The 14652-nt window shown below is 49.2% G+C and carries 21 protein-coding genes, 2 tRNA genes and 1 pseudogene; all 24 read right to left on the bottom strand.

All coding sequences use genetic code 11. The annotated features are described in order from the left end of the window. Positions 1 to 42 precede the first annotated feature (42 nt). The 24 genes and pseudogenes from GN107_RS01190 to GN107_RS01080 all read right to left on the bottom strand — a co-directional run bounded on the left by GN107_RS01190 (position 43) and on the right by GN107_RS01080 (position 14652). On the bottom strand, positions 43 to 267 hold the full coding sequence (locus GN107_RS01190) for a hypothetical protein (protein ID WP_155286054.1): 225 nt from the start codon (positions 265 to 267) through the stop codon (positions 43 to 45). Further along, the gene (locus GN107_RS01185; RefSeq protein ID WP_155286055.1) at positions 264 to 1751 is read right to left on the bottom strand and encodes a hypothetical protein; all 1488 of its coding nucleotides are present in this window, start codon (positions 1749 to 1751) and stop codon (positions 264 to 266) included. Before GN107_RS01185 ends, GN107_RS01190 begins: the two co-directional genes overlap by 4 nt. After that, positions 1672 to 3186: a phage portal protein gene (locus GN107_RS01180; protein ID WP_155286056.1), complete on the bottom strand. Its 1515-nt coding sequence runs from the start codon at positions 3184 to 3186 to the stop codon at positions 1672 to 1674. The genes GN107_RS01185 and GN107_RS01180 overlap by 80 nt, the downstream gene beginning before the upstream one ends. Before the next feature lie 13 nt (positions 3187 to 3199). Further along, positions 3200 to 3340, bottom strand: coding sequence for a hypothetical protein (locus GN107_RS01175; protein ID WP_155286057.1), 141 nt, complete (start codon positions 3338 to 3340; stop codon positions 3200 to 3202). Between the two features lie 216 nt (positions 3341 to 3556). Beyond that, positions 3557 to 4192, bottom strand: coding sequence for an HNH endonuclease (locus GN107_RS01170; RefSeq protein WP_230678527.1), 636 nt, complete (start codon positions 4190 to 4192; stop codon positions 3557 to 3559). A 182-nt stretch (positions 4193 to 4374) separates the two neighbouring features. Then, a pseudogene (locus GN107_RS01165) lies at positions 4375 to 5313 on the bottom strand (PBSX family phage terminase large subunit); the annotation flags it as partial. Continuing rightward, entirely contained in the window at positions 5276 to 5800 is a 525-nt protein-coding gene (locus GN107_RS01160) for a helix-turn-helix domain-containing protein (RefSeq protein WP_155286059.1), read from the bottom strand. The gene GN107_RS01160 and the pseudogene GN107_RS01165, both read right to left, overlap by 38 nt. Positions 5801 to 6025: 225 nt before the next feature. Further along, positions 6026 to 7249 carry a DNA modification methylase gene (locus GN107_RS01155; protein ID WP_155286060.1) on the bottom strand — a complete coding sequence of 408 codons (1224 nt, stop codon included), beginning with the start codon at positions 7247 to 7249 and terminating at the stop codon, positions 6026 to 6028. Between the two features lie 299 nt (positions 7250 to 7548). Beyond that, positions 7549 to 7623: transfer RNA gene (locus tag GN107_RS01150), tRNA-Ala, on the bottom strand. Between the two features lie 186 nt (positions 7624 to 7809). Then, complete coding sequence (locus GN107_RS01145; protein WP_155286061.1) at positions 7810 to 8268, bottom strand: ArpU family phage packaging/lysis transcriptional regulator; 459 nt, start codon at positions 8266 to 8268, stop codon at positions 7810 to 7812. Positions 8269 to 9821: 1553 nt separating this feature from the next. After that, a tRNA-Trp gene (locus GN107_RS01140) sits at positions 9822 to 9892 on the bottom strand. 255 nt (positions 9893 to 10147) lie between these two features. Continuing rightward, entirely contained in the window at positions 10148 to 10636 is a 489-nt protein-coding gene (locus tag GN107_RS01135) for an ArpU family phage packaging/lysis transcriptional regulator (protein WP_196246206.1), read from the bottom strand. Between the two features lie 71 nt (positions 10637 to 10707). Next, complete coding sequence (locus tag GN107_RS01130) at positions 10708 to 10962, bottom strand: hypothetical protein (protein WP_155286063.1); 255 nt, start codon at positions 10960 to 10962, stop codon at positions 10708 to 10710. After that, positions 10959 to 11405: a hypothetical protein gene (locus GN107_RS01125; protein ID WP_155286064.1), complete on the bottom strand. Its 447-nt coding sequence runs from the start codon at positions 11403 to 11405 to the stop codon at positions 10959 to 10961. The genes GN107_RS01130 and GN107_RS01125 overlap by 4 nt, the downstream gene beginning before the upstream one ends. Beyond that, positions 11389 to 11670 carry a hypothetical protein gene (locus GN107_RS01120; protein ID WP_155286065.1) on the bottom strand — a complete coding sequence of 94 codons (282 nt, stop codon included), beginning with the start codon at positions 11668 to 11670 and terminating at the stop codon, positions 11389 to 11391. Before GN107_RS01120 ends, GN107_RS01125 begins: the two co-directional genes overlap by 17 nt. Beyond that, positions 11667 to 12023, bottom strand: coding sequence for a hypothetical protein (locus tag GN107_RS01115; protein ID WP_155286066.1), 357 nt, complete (start codon positions 12021 to 12023; stop codon positions 11667 to 11669). Before GN107_RS01115 ends, GN107_RS01120 begins: the two co-directional genes overlap by 4 nt. Further along, positions 12023 to 12331: a hypothetical protein gene (locus GN107_RS01110; RefSeq protein ID WP_155286067.1), complete on the bottom strand. Its 309-nt coding sequence runs from the start codon at positions 12329 to 12331 to the stop codon at positions 12023 to 12025. Before GN107_RS01110 ends, GN107_RS01115 begins: the two co-directional genes overlap by 1 nt. Further along, positions 12331 to 12600, bottom strand: coding sequence for a hypothetical protein (locus GN107_RS01105; protein WP_155286068.1), 270 nt, complete (start codon positions 12598 to 12600; stop codon positions 12331 to 12333). Before GN107_RS01105 ends, GN107_RS01110 begins: the two co-directional genes overlap by 1 nt. Next, positions 12597 to 12992, bottom strand: coding sequence for a hypothetical protein (locus tag GN107_RS01100; protein WP_155286069.1), 396 nt, complete (start codon positions 12990 to 12992; stop codon positions 12597 to 12599). The genes GN107_RS01105 and GN107_RS01100 overlap by 4 nt, the downstream gene beginning before the upstream one ends. Then, entirely contained in the window at positions 12982 to 13158 is a 177-nt protein-coding gene (locus tag GN107_RS11285) for a hypothetical protein (RefSeq protein ID WP_196246207.1), read from the bottom strand. Before GN107_RS11285 ends, GN107_RS01100 begins: the two co-directional genes overlap by 11 nt. Beyond that, positions 13148 to 13681, bottom strand: coding sequence for a DUF1642 domain-containing protein (locus tag GN107_RS01095; RefSeq protein WP_155286070.1), 534 nt, complete (start codon positions 13679 to 13681; stop codon positions 13148 to 13150). Before GN107_RS01095 ends, GN107_RS11285 begins: the two co-directional genes overlap by 11 nt. Continuing rightward, positions 13678 to 14073, bottom strand: a complete 396-nt coding sequence (locus GN107_RS01090) for a helix-turn-helix domain-containing protein (protein WP_155286071.1) — start codon at positions 14071 to 14073, stop codon at positions 13678 to 13680. The genes GN107_RS01095 and GN107_RS01090 overlap by 4 nt, the downstream gene beginning before the upstream one ends. After that, a complete protein-coding gene (locus GN107_RS01085; protein ID WP_155286072.1) occupies positions 14070 to 14288 on the bottom strand; it encodes a helix-turn-helix domain-containing protein in 219 nt (72 codons plus the stop codon). Before GN107_RS01085 ends, GN107_RS01090 begins: the two co-directional genes overlap by 4 nt. Further along, positions 14266 to 14652 (bottom strand): hypothetical protein, encoded by a 387-nt coding sequence (locus GN107_RS01080; protein WP_155286073.1) that lies wholly within the window; start codon positions 14650 to 14652, stop codon positions 14266 to 14268. Before GN107_RS01080 ends, GN107_RS01085 begins: the two co-directional genes overlap by 23 nt.

Raw genomic sequence — 14652 nt, 5'->3', positions numbered from 1 at the left:
GTTTTATAGATGAGCGCTTTTAAGGTCTTATTGATTCAATGATTATCCAAATCCAATAGTGAATGATTTATCTGGGATTCCAGCTTTCGTAGCTTCCAGAGCTCTATCTTGCATCCATAGAGGTGGTCTCATCGCGCCAGTATCGCCAGAGTAACTCGTTGACCAGTCATTCTTATTAACAGTAACCTTACCGTGTTTATCAGGGTCAGCATCGACAGAGTAGATACGTTTAGAATCATTGTCTAAAACCATTGTAAACACAATCATTGTTCGTGATGAGCCTCCTTCCATTTGATTAATGCTGCAACATAGTTAAAGCTCTTATTAGCTTCAGCATGGGCATCATCGTACTTCATACCCTTTTCATCCATAAGTTTAGCTTCTAACGCTTCATGTTTCAACATGATAATATCAGGCGAAATAGCCTTGCCAATCCTCAAACGTTGTATGGATAATGCCATGTCATAATCAGGGTCAAAATGCTTAATAACATGGCTGGGGCCACCGGAAATGTAAGCTGTAGGAGAGTATAGGCTGTATTTACTATCAAAAACATGCGTTAATGCCGATGCAACTGTTTCAGTATCAACACTGGTGTTCAAGGAAATTTTGGATACAAGATTAGATCGACGTGCTTTCTTAAATTCATCATACATGGTAGTCGCAATCTCGTCTCGTTTGTCTAAGTGAGGGTCATTCGTATCGTTGTACCTACCAGTCACTGCCCCACTAGCTTTGATGGTGTCATCGGTCAAATCTGGACTATCAGCAGGGCCCATAGCAGGCACCTTAACGCACCTGCAGTTAGGATGTGTATCATCGGGCAATAATGGTGCTGAATCAATCTTGTATGGCCCGCCAGAAGCAAGCGGCGCACACAAAGAACACACACCTGGCTCCGTCACGATGTTGACCCAACCAATGCCATTACTGATATAGCTCGCGGTGTTGACTGAATCAGTCATGCGGGCCAGCTCGGTGCGTAAGAGCCGCTCAGTAACGTAGTTGTTGGCTTGTGCCTTGTCACCAATCGTTGCGGGCTCACGGCTGCTTGCCTTGCGGTGCGCGTCAACTAGCTTGCTGAGGTCGGACACGGTGTGTGAGCGTGTCATTGTATCGAACATGCTTGTCTGCACATCGGCTAATAGCTTGTCTGAGTCACTCCACAGTCGGTCGCTAAGCTCCGCACCGGGCAAGATTCGCTCAGGTGGCTGTTTTCCGGCCTTCTGTGCGGCTTTAGCTTTCTGCTCCCAGTTCTCCTGGGCTTTAGCAATCTCGGCGTCATACGCCTTCTGAACGGCTTTCTTGGTGGTAGGTTTTGCCATATTCTTGTTAACCAGGTCGAGGCTGCTTCGCTGCTCCTCGTCACGCTTGGCTTGCACAAGCTGTTGCTTGCGGTTTTGCAGTCGCAAGATAGCCATAGCGCCAATAGCACCGACCATCATGCCTAAGCTCATCCCCGCAAAGGTGCCGATAACGTTAGCTCGTGTCTTGGCCTCTGGTAGCCAGTCCTCGTCTTTGAGCTCATCGACGACGGCTTGCCACTGCTCAAGGTCCCACTTGCTTACCTTTTGCTGTGCCATCGACACCGAAATGCCGTTCTCACTAGCGTAGTGGGCATAAAAAACAGTCAGGTGCTGCTTGATAAAGTCGAGCGCCTGCTTGGTGTCCTTATCTAGCTGCTGGGCGGTTTGCGAGTCCTGCTTGACCAGTTGAGTTATCCGCTGACGAGTTTGCTTGGCTGTTATCACTTGCTACACCTGCTCTCTGCTGGTCAGTCTGAGCACCATTGAGCGCATTCTGGACCACGCTTTGCGTAGTCTGCATGGCCTCTTGCTGCTCTTTCTTGAGCTGCTTAATTTCTTCGTCGGGATCAGAAACAAATGGCATCTGGGCAAACAGTGTCTTGTTGCTGATTTTGCCGGCCGCATTAGCCAAGACTTGCGACTCTTCAAGCATGTTGACCGGAATCGACCGCTTAAACTCAAAGTCCAAGGACTTCCAAGCATCAGGGCTCACTTCGTTGTAGGAAACAGCAAAGACAGCCTTAAACAAGGACCGCAGTGCCTGCTGGAACTTGAGCGTCTTGGTCTTAGCCATGTTGTCCATGGCCTGGTACTTGAGTTGCAGCGAAACACCGGAAGGATTGCCGTTAAAGGCGTCATCATTGAGGTTGGTGACGTTGGCAATCTCGTAAATGGAGCTAACTAAGCGGTTAATGAGATGCTCCTGGCTGGTGTCGTTGTCCGGCTTGTCCAGGAACTCAACGTCAGCATCTTTTGCCTGGGGGCCAGTAACGTTGATAACCCGCTGGTCACGCATTTCCTTGTAGGTGTTCTTATCAACCTTAGCGCCCACGATTTTCATAATCGCGTCGGCAAAGTAGTCGTTGTCGTTAGCCTTGTTGCTGACAGCCTTATCAAGTTGGTCAACCAGCGTGATAATGTCGTCACATAAAGCCATGCGCTCGGAGTTTTCGTCCACCTCGATGAGTGGCACCATTTGGTACGGGTTGGCATAGGCGTGTTCTTGTGTCAGGCCGTCAGTAGTGCGGCTAAACTCCCGCATGAAGGTGTCATCGTAAAGTGTGACCTGCAGGTGGCCTTGATAGTCGTAACTGTAGAGCACGCCATACTTGACCTCATGAGCGTAGGTATCGTCGTAAATCAAAAAGGCGTTTAGCGGGTCCAGTGCGGTGATACGTGCCTCTGGGGTCTCACTGTCGTCTTTTACCACGCTCTGATAGACCAGGATGTATGAGTGCCCGTAAATGGACGCCATCTTGCTGACATCGGACATGACAGCATCAAAATCATTTGCGCGTCGCCACTCGGTGATAAATGCATCAGCCTGTGCATCTTTGGCCGTGTCGATGCTAATAGGATTACCAATAAAGTACCCATTAAAAGTCGTTACGGCCTTACGCGGGAAGTTAAAAATCACCCGGTTGTCAGGCTTGTAGCTCGCCTTGGGTGTTTGCTTGTTTATCTTGTGATCGCCTTTGTAGTATTTGCGGTCTCTGTAGTAGTGGGTTGCGTACTCCTGCTCATGGTTGCTGATGAGACTAAGGAGGTCTGGTCCCGTAATCTCCTCGCCAGCTGGATAGGTGTACTCACCATTGTCTGTGACGCCAGCTTTGTGCATATGTTCATTGCTTAGTGCTGGTGTTAATACCTCTAGAGCCATTCAGGCCACCTCCTTAATCTTTGATTGCTGAAATAGTAACCATCTGATGATGCTGCGTGTAGATTGCGTAGCGAATTGCGTCCATCACGTCATCGTTCTGCGTCTTCTCTGGAATGCCATCTCGTGATACATAAAAGTGGCCTTGTTTCATCAACGAGGCCACTGCTTCAATGCCTGATAGAACTGATTTGTTTGCGTTACTACAGTTGAATCCTTCTTCAATAAACCGGGCCACATGCTCAGGTCTCTTTATATTCACTGTGGGTCGTTAATCCACAGCCGCAATACTGCAGCTCATGCTTTTACATGAGAATAGACTATATTTTGACGCTAGATGCGTCCCCTGCACTTCCATCCACTTGGATGTACTCTACTTGGTTACCTGATTACGTTTACGATAATGGTGTGGGACCACTCTATTATCTGGCTTGTAATTAGGCCTTTTCGATAGTCGTTGAACAACTTCCTCTTGATCCATTGGCTTGTAAGAAAAAACATGGCCTTTGTGCCTTATTGCTGGATTTTTCATACCTTTAGCAACATCGCCTCGGCAAACACTAGCAACATGTCCAGGATTAAAGCCGTCTGCCTTGGTGTCTGCGCAACAGCCGTAAACCTTTACCAGTCCGGACATATCATAGCAATATACTTTCTTGGCATTGGAATAACGTGAATTTTGTTTACCCGTAACCCACTCGAGATTTGAAGCTCGATTGTTTAACCCGTTTTGGTCAATATGGTTAACTTGGGGTAAATTATTCGGGTTCGGGACAAATGCCAGAGCTACAAGCCTATGCGTTTTAACATAGGTTTTCTTGGTCCGGTTATGCTTCCAAAGCAAGCATGATTCAAGATATCTATTCCTGGACCTTTTTGTTGGCTTGGTTCTGTCCTGCTTCAATGGCTTGAATTTCCGCCTTGCAGAAAGCAAACTGCCATCATCCGAAATCCAATAATTGTCGCTAATGTTTTCATATCCAGGCAACGTGTTTATTCTTACTCTCACAACGAATCACCCCCATTGTTTATGGTCTAACTATATCACAATAGAAAGGTGAAGAAACTGCTGCTGATTACCCAATTTCAACTGTTTTTAAGCATTCACGCTCATTGTTTCCAATCACGTTGTAGCCAGTTGAACTATAAGGGCTTTCCAGCAATTCACAGGGTTAAGTGCCTGATGTGTTAAGCACTGTCAGCATAGAATGGAACAGTAGGCCCATATCTTTGCTGTATATCCTTTGCAACTTGTACCCAATAGTCGATTTCCTTGTATTTAGCGGTGTGCTCCTCGAGCAACGTCGTGTTGCCCCATTGGTCATCAGCCATGACTACAATACTGCCCTTGTGCTCATAGCCCCAATCGACTCCGCAGTAGACAGTTGCGCCATTTGGGAGGCTGATATGTGGCTGCACCATCGACCGCTCATCAAAGTCGGAGTAAATGACGCCCTCACCAGTAACCCACAGGCCAAGAATCGAACGATCATAAAACATCCCGCTCGGTGTGCCAGCCTTTTGGGCCTCGATGTACTTAGGCGACAAGAACGTGTTGTCGTCCATTCGGAAATGGAAGGATATGATACGTGCTTTCGGGTCATGGTTGTCAATGTAGTCGGTCTTTAGGTAGTGATTAGGAGCGTCTGGGTTAGTATCGCAAATGATGCGGGCACCTGGTGCACTGCAGCGGTCCTTGATTTCTTCAAAGACTTCGCGGTTAGCTAATGACGCTTCGTTGATGTACGCTCCATAGGCTGTCATGCCTCGGATAGCACCCAAACCAGCAATGGAGCCGGTGAAGGTCTGCACCACTTTGACGCCAAATAGAGTGAAGCTGTTGTGCTTGTCGAACTTGAAATCAATATCGTATTTGTTGGTCAGCTCTTGCAGCACGTTGTTTTGAATCGACTTGCTAGAGTATCCAGCCAAGATGTACATGGGCGTCTTAACGCCCTCTTTTTCAGCCATACGGTGGACTCGGCGCAGTTCCATCAAGAAAATGTCGTTATCAATTACGGTTTTACCTGATCGCTTAGCGCCGTGGTTGATGATGAAACGCCAGTCTTTATTGAGCGCTGCCCGCATCACCTCAATCTGCTTTGCGGTGTACAGTTTCTGCAGTCCCACTGTCGTTGTCATCTCCCTTTACATCATCGTCATCGGTAATCTTGTCTAGCAACTCATCAAGGCGGTCCTCCTGGGTATGTGTGCCCTCAGTAATCTTCTTAGCCTGAGCTTCAACGATAGTGGCCTGAGCCAATGAAATGCGCTTGTCAGCATCTGCCTTTTGGGCTTGTGCTTCGTTCAGTTCCTTGTATGAGTTATCCCGGAAATACTCCGGCATTCGATTGCGCAGCCAGAACGTGATGGCTTGCACATTTCCATTCTTCGCCGCCTTGATTAACGCATTAACGACAACAGCATCTACCACTTCTTTGCCTTCCTCTACGGCGGCCGAAATGGCCGGATACTTCGCCTTCCATACCTTGAATGTGGAATAACTAATGCCCATGTTATGGGCTATCTGCGGATCAGATAGGCCCATTCGCGCCCAGTTAGTTAGCACAGCTAGTTTAGGTTTTGTTAGCCATTTCTGGTACTTCCCCTTGGCCATTGCATATTCACCACCTCCGTGTTTTATCACGACGTCACCGGACGGTTTCGAACCGCCAAGAGCCGTTTATGAATCGGCCCATCGCTCCATATTTGACGGCAACAAAAAAGCGGAGGCTGTTGCGGTCCTCCACTATATAAACATCTCCTTTTATATCCATTTTCCCGATGGGCGGAGATGCCTATGGCGCAACAGGGATTCGAACCCCACTGCGTTGTGTGCATGTTAGCTCTGAGCGGATGCTTCTACAACTCTTTCTGCCTTCTGACCGGTAAATTCTTCCCAGCGTTTGATGATGACATCAGCGTATCGAGGGTCGAGTTCCATCAGGTAGGCATTGCGATTATTCTGCTCACACGCGATCATCGTCGTACCTGAACCACCGAACAGATCGAGTACATTATCGCCTTCCTTGGAGCTATTTTTAATTTGGTAGTCAAACAACGGTATCGGCTTCATAGTAGGGTGAAGTTTTGAAGCATTTGGTTTATCAAAGTTCAAAACAGTCGTTTGCTTGCGATCAGAATACCAAGCGTGTGATCCACCCTCATTCCAACCATACAAGCAAGGCTCATGCTTCCATTGATAATCTTGCCGGCCTAATGTCATTGACGACTTGTTCCAAATTAAAGTTTCGCGAACTTGCCAGCCAACATCTAGACACGCGCCTTCAAAGTTATATCGTTCTGAGTCAGCATGCCAAATATAAAACGCGGCGCCAGCCTTCATATTCTCTTTGGCAGCCGTGTACGCCTTCACCAGAAATGACCGAAAGTCGTCATCGCTCATCTTGTCATTCATAATTACCAGCCCATCTGTCCGACGGTGCCGCTTTCGCGCGTCATCTTGAGAGCCACCCATTCCGAGTGCCACGTTATAAGGCGGATCAGTAATCAGCAGGTCGGCCAACTGTCCCCCCATCAGGGTTTTGACCTGTTCGGGGTCGGTACTGTCACCAACCATCAAGCGGTGACGACCAAGCTGGTACACTTCACCTAGCTTGCTCGTTGGCTCCTCGGGTGGCTCCTCATCAAAGCCATCATCTTTTGCCTCACCGTCATCATCACCTAGCGCTGCGTCTAGCTCGGCGTCTGTAAATCCGAAGTCGCTCATGTCGAGATCATCGATACCGGCCAGCTCATCATCCAATAAGCCGAAGTCCCAGTCCGCCAGCTCACCTGTTTTATTGTCTGCCAGGCGGTACGCTTTCACCTGCTCGTCCGTGAGCTGATTTGCGACGACCACGGGGACTTTATCCATACCAAGCTTATGTGCAGCCTTGAGCCTTGTATGGCCAACGATGACGACGCCTTCGCTATCCACTACGATAGGCTGTTGCCAACCAAACTCTTTAATTGAATTGGCTGTTGCTTCTACTGCTCCATCGTTGTTTCGTGGGTTCTTGTCGTAAGGCGTCACCTTGCCGATTGGCCATTCTTCCACTTTCATGCTGTTGCTTCCTCTCTTCTTGTTTGCTAACGCGACAGATCATCGCCCACTCTTGGGCGGTCATGTATCCGCAACTAGTTTTTATCATCTTCACGGGATCGCCCCATTTAAATACAAATAAATAGCCGCCTCACCTAAGACGGCCACAGCGGTGGTGTCACACCGCAATATTAAATTGGCTAACGGGGTTTTCCGAGCCACGTTAGAATAAAACTCTTTTACACGCTATGAGTAATCAAGAGAGGCTGCACCTTCTAACTTAATAGTTTTGATGTAGCAAGCGCCGCGTGCTCGCGCAATGCAACCGGCAGGATTAGAACCCGCATCGTGTTCACGTCGCGCTAACGTGCCGCTTTACTTTAAGCTACGATTGCACTCAACTTGGTAAGCTGGTTTCCGGGAACCCAAGTCGAAAAATTCCATTATTAACATTCAGGCAACAGGACTTATCCTAGCGTTGCCTACCAGTTGAAACATCAGCGGATTATCGCTGCCCGAATCATTCAACACTATCATAATAACAGTGAATTTTATTCAAATGGTTACTACTTAGTTGCAATTTAATCACTTAGAAGTTGCTTGCTCGTCTCATTTCTTAACACGATCAGCTCATGATTGGGGTAAGATTCGGCAAACTCGAACAATGCGGCTGTCTTTTGGCGTTTAGCAGTGCCAACACTTCCAAGCCCCATACGTTCTGCTACCTGCCACATTTCTAGCTCCTCTGGCGTGCAGTAGCAAAAGTACAATAACCATTTGCTTTGAAACTTGTACAGCGCTAACGCGTTATCAATCACTCCGAGATGTGCCTCAGCATCCAGCACCTTATCCAGCCTAGCAACAAGGGCTGCTTCTGTGCCGTTCTGAAATGATTGAGCTTTTGGCATCCCGTCCATAGATGGTGACTTGAGATCAGTCAACGGGCGACCTGCCAAGCGCGCATAGTGTCGATATTCTTTTAGCTTCTGGCGAGCCTTATCACAACTAGCCTTTTCATCAATTTCTGGAAACAATGCCATCAGTTAGCCACCCCTTGTGATAGAATTAACTTATCGGGATTAATTCAGGCTGCCGTGAGGTGGCCTTTTTCGTGCCATCAATCAACGATCGTGCCACCAGTTGTAAATTAACCAGATAGCAATCGCAGTGAAGCCGATAATTGTAGTGATGACATTCCACCAGAAATTGAACTCCAGATAATTATGCAGGTTCATTCGACTTCCTCTTTCCTCAATCTTTTGTCTCTGTGCATAAATATAACGGCTTCTGCTGGTTCAAACTCAACCGCACCTAATCGTGTGGGTAACTCGACAGTCACCGCTAGGCGCTCTCCTGTGACCGTTACGACGCGGTGCAGATACTCGCGACCGCCGGGTGCACGTGATTAGTCGCTGTATAGGCGGTAACGGGTCAGACGATTAGCCCCCGCTGTAATGCCATCATTTTTAAGTTGTGCAGTTTTTGCTCAGATTTCATTTCAGCCACGATAAGGTCACGATCGGATGTGGTTAGATTAACGGTATTGCTATTCGATATGAGCGCATAAAGCCACGGTGATATCAAGATCAGCCCTGAACAACGGAGCGCGGCTAATGACAGCATGTTGGACGCTCGTAAAATTCGGAGCACTCAAGCCGAAAAATTCATGCTTAATGTTTACGGTCAGCGCACTGTTAAGACAGTGCACGGCAGTTACAGGGTTGCGCTGGCACACCTCTAACCGCCACCCAACGGGCTCGCATTGGCGGGCCTTTTTTATGCAGTCAATGCGATACAGGCCCAACGCAAAAAAAGAACGCCATTTCTGACGTTCGACCCCCGCAGCCGGTCTCGAACCAGCATCTCTGTGGGCTTACCACAGTGTTCTGCCAAAGCTCGGCCGATAGCCACCACTAGTAAATGGCGTACCTCACTTGCTTACTACTACACGGGAATAATGATAGGTGAGCGAGCGCCAATGTCTCACCTTGGGCTGATACCTTGTACTTCGGCCGCCACTTTACTAGCCAAGCTGTCTATGCATGCGTTTAGCCATGCTCTACTAGCTAGGAATACCAGCGCACCCTGGTTGGCCCTGGTACCGATCCAGGCTCTCCAGTGCTTCAAACTGGTGCAATCACCTGATTTGCTTACCAACCAATTGGGCCGCCGTTCCTCGCGACCCCTCGTTCTTGTACCTCGCAGACGTTTTCCGCCGTCTACTTGTCATAAGTATATTCGCTACCTGTGACCTTCGTCCTATCTCTAGGACTAAACGTCAAGTGGGAATCGAACCCACACAACGTATCAGATGAACTTTTGTCGATAGTTCAGAGGCTTTCCGTTGCCTCTTCGGACACTCGTCCTATGCGGTCGGTTGGGATTTGAACCCAACATTGCTGTGACCCTGCAAGTATTATGCCCCACAGCATTCGCCTGTTCGTACGTAGCGTCTACCCATTCCGCCACAACCGCTATCAAATCTTTGCCAGCTAATTTAAGCCTTGGCCTGCCGTTAGGACGTCTCCCGCTTGCGTATCGTGGCATATGATGGCACCAGCACTACCACCAAGAACTTCACGGCCTTGGCCTACACGGACTGCTGGGCTCGAACCAGCATCAACGGTTTTGGAGACCGCTATCCTGCCATTGGACTAAATCCGTATACTGCCTCGAATGAGGCAATATTGATCAGCATGGGCGGTTAGCAAGTGAGTGGAGGTCTGCATGTCTAATGCCAATTTGTTACCTGCCCACTTTGCTGCCTGTCCCCAGCCGACCACATACCCTGTGGGGAGATTCCACATGGTCCCGTGTGTAGTAAACAGAAATCTAGGAGGCGCGGAGGCTCTTCATACCTTCCGCACATTACAATAATAGTTCATGTCATTCCGTTATCTTTCCGCTCTTTGTCCGGTATTACTCCGGTTTTTGTCCGGTAATCTTCCGGTTATTTTCCGCTCCAGAAATAACAACCAGCTGACCCAGCACTGGTGGCCACATCTCCGCAAAGGCAATCAGCGCATCACGGCGCTCCTCATAATACTGAGACTTCTCGATGCCCAGGTTGCTCATTACTGTGTAGTCAGGCAAGCCCCGCACATACCGTTCCTTTAGAATGGCGTGCCAGCGTTGGGTCTTGCCATACTGTGTTTGCTGCATGCCATCGATGATCGTGTTACAGATGCGCAGCCACTGACCTGCGTCCACCTTATTGATGATTGCCAAATCCGCTGTGTTGGCTGTTGAATCCGGCCGAGGCATGCCGTCCATTGCAGGTGACTTTAGGCCATAACTGGCCTGCCGTGACAGCCGCCAATAGTGCGGATACTCTAGTAAAAGTGCCTCTGCATTCTTGGCAGTCTCGTCCTCGTCGATGCTGCTATGCAGACTAGTTACTCGTTTCACTGCTCCAAAGCCCCCTGTGATATAATTGATTTTGATATGAACCACAGGCGGGCCTTAGCGGGCACGCTTTTTTATTGCTCTGAATCGCCTAGCAACATTTGCCGATATTGCTGCAGCAGCCTAAGCTCACCGCTTGTCCGGCCATAAGCCGCCAAACTGGCTATAGGGCCACTTGTGATTAGTGCTTCGTCGCGAATCTGAACATCTAAATCGTCCAGCCGCCGCTCACAATACTTGATTTGCTCCTCAACGTGGTGAAGCTCTTGCCTGGCTACCTGGTCAGGGTGCCGGGCCATCCACTCAACTGCATCTTGCTTATTTGTCAAAATAATGTTGTCTCCTCACTGGTGGTCCATGCCTCAGCCGGCAGGGTCACAAACCTGATAATCTCGTTGTCAGAATCAAAATACTTGATAGTCCCATCAGCAAACTCAACGAATGCCGCTGCAGTGACACAACCGTTTTTCCTGCGGTCGTATGGCTCGTCAGGCCGCATTTTCCAGCACTCGTCAACAATCCATGCATGCTTTACACGTGGCAGGTCATGCCGCACCAGCAGCTTTGTGGGATACGGATCTACGACCTCAACTGGAAACGCGTTGTCGGCGTACCGAAAGCCTGCGACCTCAATATCTTCAATTCGGGCGAAAGCTTCGCTGGTACGTGGCTCCGGCCCAGCAACGATTTCGTACCTTTCTTTGAGGCTGGGACTGGCAAACCGTTTAAATTCATTAGCAGTCATTTGCACGGTATCACCGCTCTTTCCCATACTCTGCCTCCTGTGCTTTGATCACCTGTTTCAGCCCCTCGATAGAATTATGGGCGTCCCACTGAATCGCTCCACCAACAATCTGGTTGAGCCATTGCTCTTTGGTGAACTCTGTATGATGCTTTTCAAAGGCTTCAATTGCCTCGTCGAGTGATTCAGCTGCCATCTTGTAGGTACCCTGGTCGAGGCCAGCCATCAGCAGCTCTTTCTTTAGCTCCAGCAGGTACGTCTGCATGTAGACGTCCGTATCAATTTCAATCTTCATTTAGCATCATCCCCCTTGCAGCCATGCACCCACGCCTCAGCAAACTGCTCTTGGTGGTCCTTAATCCAGACAAGGCCAGGGCCGACACCTGTACAGGTGCTTTCAGCGTTGTAGATGATTCCAAACACCTCTATCAGCGTGCGGTGATTATGTTTTAACTTAGCAATGTAGGAAGCAACCGAAGGTGGGACTGCAATAGGCTTGCGTGTTTCGCTTGCTTCCATGTACCGCCCGATAAATTCATCGAATCCTGAATTGAAGGCTTCTCTGTTCGCCTGCTCCTGCTGAACGTAAAGCTCACGCATTCCCCAGTGATTCAGCAAGTCCAGGAAAACGTCTAACTTAGATTCCACTAGTCGTCGTCCTCCTGCAGGAACTCATAGAGCTGGTCGTTCTCCTCCATGAGTTCCTCGTAATCTTTCAGCAATTGGTCGTATGCGTCTTTGACCTGGAAATACTTCACCCCCATTTCGGTGATAGCCAGCTGCGCCTTAATTGGTTCATTGACGCTGGGCATATTCAGCAAATCAAGGTATCCATCTCGCATTGCATCGTAGTTAGCTCTGATGCTGCGATTTTCCTGCTGCAACTGATCGTATGCGCGGCGCAAAATTTCTAGTTCGGCAGTGTCACTAGTTTCAGGCTTACTTTGATCACTCATTAGTCCTCCCCCTGCATATCTACATAAATTACGGTGCCTTGTGCGGAACCCCATTTGCCATCATGACCATGCCAAGTGGCTTTCATCAGCTGATATTTGATATCTGGATGTTTTCTAGCCATAAAATCCGAAAGCGTGCCTGCTGCCATTTGCTCACAGTGCAGATTCAACAGCAGGGTGCCATCAGTTTTAAATTCACACGCATAGTCAGAAACCTTTTTGCCAGTGCGTCTATTCCAAAGCTCCTTGATTGCCATCGTTTCAGTCATTTCTCCGCCTCCAGTTTCACGATTTCGCCGGTTTCTTCCACGCGCCAGACACCGTCCAGCCACGCACGGGCGAATGTGTCGGAATGGTCGACTGCCCAAGTCCATACTCCGGTAACGGATTGACTGGTCTTGAGCGTGTCCGTACTGTAAAGCGGTTCAAGTAGCTCAACGATGCTTTGACCTCGCATTTTTGCGATTTCAATCTCATCTCCAGCCGCCATGGGTATCACCGGCAGATCATCTGGCAGGGCGGCGGCGTAACGAGCACTATAATCAGACAGGCTTTCCGACCAGTCTTCAAATGACCCGTCCCTAGGCAAACTATTAATAAAATTTTGTTTCCAGTCGTCTAGTGCCGCATCGAACACGTCCCGCTTCGTCTCATTGCTCATCGTCTGTCACCCCCAACTGTTCCATGTTGTAATCGATGATGCGTTGATAGCCGTCATGTGCTTGCCACGCGCAATCATACAGGCCACACAGATCAAGTTTGTTGATTGCATTGTTCGCGGCATCGATGGCCTTTTGCGCAGCGTCTATGTCAGCTTTAGTCGTCATCGTCAGTCACCTCTTCTTTTTCGCAGTCTTGCAAGCCGTAATGCTCGATCTCTGATTCGGTGAACCGGGATCTGTTATGACTCAAACCAGCGCCTAGTGAACTTGCAGCATCACAGCGGTCATCATCAACCTTGTAGAAGTAACTGTCGTACGCGTACGGCACCTTGACGTTGTATTTCTTCTCCTTTGCCACGGTGTAGCCGTTGACGTAGGCACGCATGAGGCGGTCTTCAGCTTTGCTGTCATCGTCATAATTGTCACGAGAGTTGACGAACCCGACAATTAGCTCGGCGGGGTCATCATCACACTTAGCCTGCTCCAGCATATCCGCTTCCGCCTCGCTCACCGCGATTGGTGCGGTTTTCTCGACTACTTCGATGATTTCCGACCCGCCGGTGTTCGCCTTCGCCTCTTCGGCCCACTTGCGTCCACGATCGGTCGCGCTTAGAGGCTTTCTGTAATCGTCCATTCCCTCAAAATCCCAATACTTGCCATCTTCATCTCTAACTGCAAACCAGCTCATCGCGATACCTCCATATTGGTTTCTTTTGCTATGCGGGTGATCGTGGTCGGTGACATGTGCAGCTTGCGGGCAATGGCCAAATGGGTCGCGCCTTGCTTCAGCATTGTTTCGACCGCTTGCCGCTTTGATGCAACCGGACTGGTCTTCTTCTTGAATTCCATTTCGTTTAGGTAGTCACCGCCAGCGGCCTGTACGACCGTGACAAGGCGACCGCTCACCACGTACCGGTGATTGTCGTAATCGTGGATTTCTGTGCTAGTGTCACGGTCAAAAATGTGTTTGTACTGCACCACGACCGAATTCACATAAACATGTTTACGCTTAGCAAGCTCAATCTTGGCTGCCGGTGATAACTGAAAGCCACCGAATTGCTTGTTGACTACTAGTTTCATACTCGTTCTCCTTTTTCCTCACGAATCCACAGGTTGCTAAGCTCAACACCCATAAAAGCGGCCAACTTGTCCACACGTGAGATTCGTGGGGCCATACAGTGCTGCTCACGCCAAGAATACAAAGTGGCGTAGCCGAGTCCGGACAGCTTACTCATCTCCTGCCAAGTGTAGCCGTGCCTAATTTTGTAGTCTTCAATCAGTTCCCAGTTCAGCATGTGTTCTCTCCTCTTTCATACGCCGTGCCGTGGCCAGCTCTTGCTCGTCCCAGACAGCACTCAGCAAATACTGCATAGCCTTCTGCAGCATTCGTCTGCGGGGCACGTAGTAGATCCTCTGGCGGCCCATTCGCAGATTGGTGAGCACTACTCGAATTTTGCAGTCACGGACTGGCGTGCAGACAGCTGACCAGATGCCCAGGCCCTTTGTGCGGTCTTTGAGTGACATGCGGATCACATCACCCTGCTGCAACCAGAGACGGGTCACTCCATCATCAGAGCACTCATCGTTGAATATCTCTGCAGCTTGCTCTGGGTGGTGCAGAATCCACATGTAGCTGCCAACGACTTGCGAACGCTTCAT

The organism is Lacticaseibacillus zhaodongensis, from assembly GCF_009687905.1.
GTDB classification, from domain to species: Bacteria; Bacillota; Bacilli; order Lactobacillales; family Lactobacillaceae; genus Lacticaseibacillus; species Lacticaseibacillus zhaodongensis.
The sequence above is the reverse complement of the archived record's forward strand: the minus strand, read 5'-3'. Positions and strand labels throughout refer to the sequence as shown.

Bases quoted from the DNA above. Each gene is read 5' to 3' on its own strand.
- GN107_RS01190 (WP_155286054.1), bottom strand. From the start codon at position 267: ATGATTGTGTTTACAATGGTTTTAGACAATGATTCTAAACGTATCTAC.
- GN107_RS01180 (WP_155286056.1), bottom strand. From the start codon at position 3,186: ATGGCTCTAGAGGTATTAACACCAGCACTAAGCAATGAACATATGCAC.
- GN107_RS01160 (WP_155286059.1), bottom strand. From the start codon at position 5,800: ATGGCCAAGGGGAAGTACCAGAAATGGCTAACAAAACCTAAACTAGCT.
- GN107_RS01155 (WP_155286060.1), bottom strand. From the start codon at position 7,249: ATGAAAGTGGAAGAATGGCCAATCGGCAAGGTGACGCCTTACGACAAG.
- GN107_RS01145 (WP_155286061.1), bottom strand. From the start codon at position 8,268: ATGGCATTGTTTCCAGAAATTGATGAAAAGGCTAGTTGTGATAAGGCT.
- GN107_RS01125 (WP_155286064.1), bottom strand. From the start codon at position 11,405: ATGGGAAAGAGCGGTGATACCGTGCAAATGACTGCTAATGAATTTAAA.
- GN107_RS01120 (WP_155286065.1), bottom strand. From the start codon at position 11,670: ATGAAGATTGAAATTGATACGGACGTCTACATGCAGACGTACCTGCTG.
- GN107_RS01110 (WP_155286067.1), bottom strand. From the start codon at position 12,331: ATGAGTGATCAAAGTAAGCCTGAAACTAGTGACACTGCCGAACTAGAA.
- GN107_RS01105 (WP_155286068.1), bottom strand. From the start codon at position 12,600: ATGACTGAAACGATGGCAATCAAGGAGCTTTGGAATAGACGCACTGGC.
- GN107_RS01100 (WP_155286069.1), bottom strand. From the start codon at position 12,992: ATGAGCAATGAGACGAAGCGGGACGTGTTCGATGCGGCACTAGACGAC.
- GN107_RS11285 (WP_196246207.1), bottom strand. From the start codon at position 13,158: ATGACGACTAAAGCTGACATAGACGCTGCGCAAAAGGCCATCGATGCC.
- GN107_RS01095 (WP_155286070.1), bottom strand. From the start codon at position 13,681: ATGAGCTGGTTTGCAGTTAGAGATGAAGATGGCAAGTATTGGGATTTT.
- GN107_RS01090 (WP_155286071.1), bottom strand. From the start codon at position 14,073: ATGAAACTAGTAGTCAACAAGCAATTCGGTGGCTTTCAGTTATCACCG.
- GN107_RS01085 (WP_155286072.1), bottom strand. From the start codon at position 14,288: ATGCTGAACTGGGAACTGATTGAAGACTACAAAATTAGGCACGGCTAC.
- GN107_RS01080 (WP_155286073.1), bottom strand. From the start codon at position 14,652: ATGAAGCGTTCGCAAGTCGTTGGCAGCTACATGTGGATTCTGCACCAC.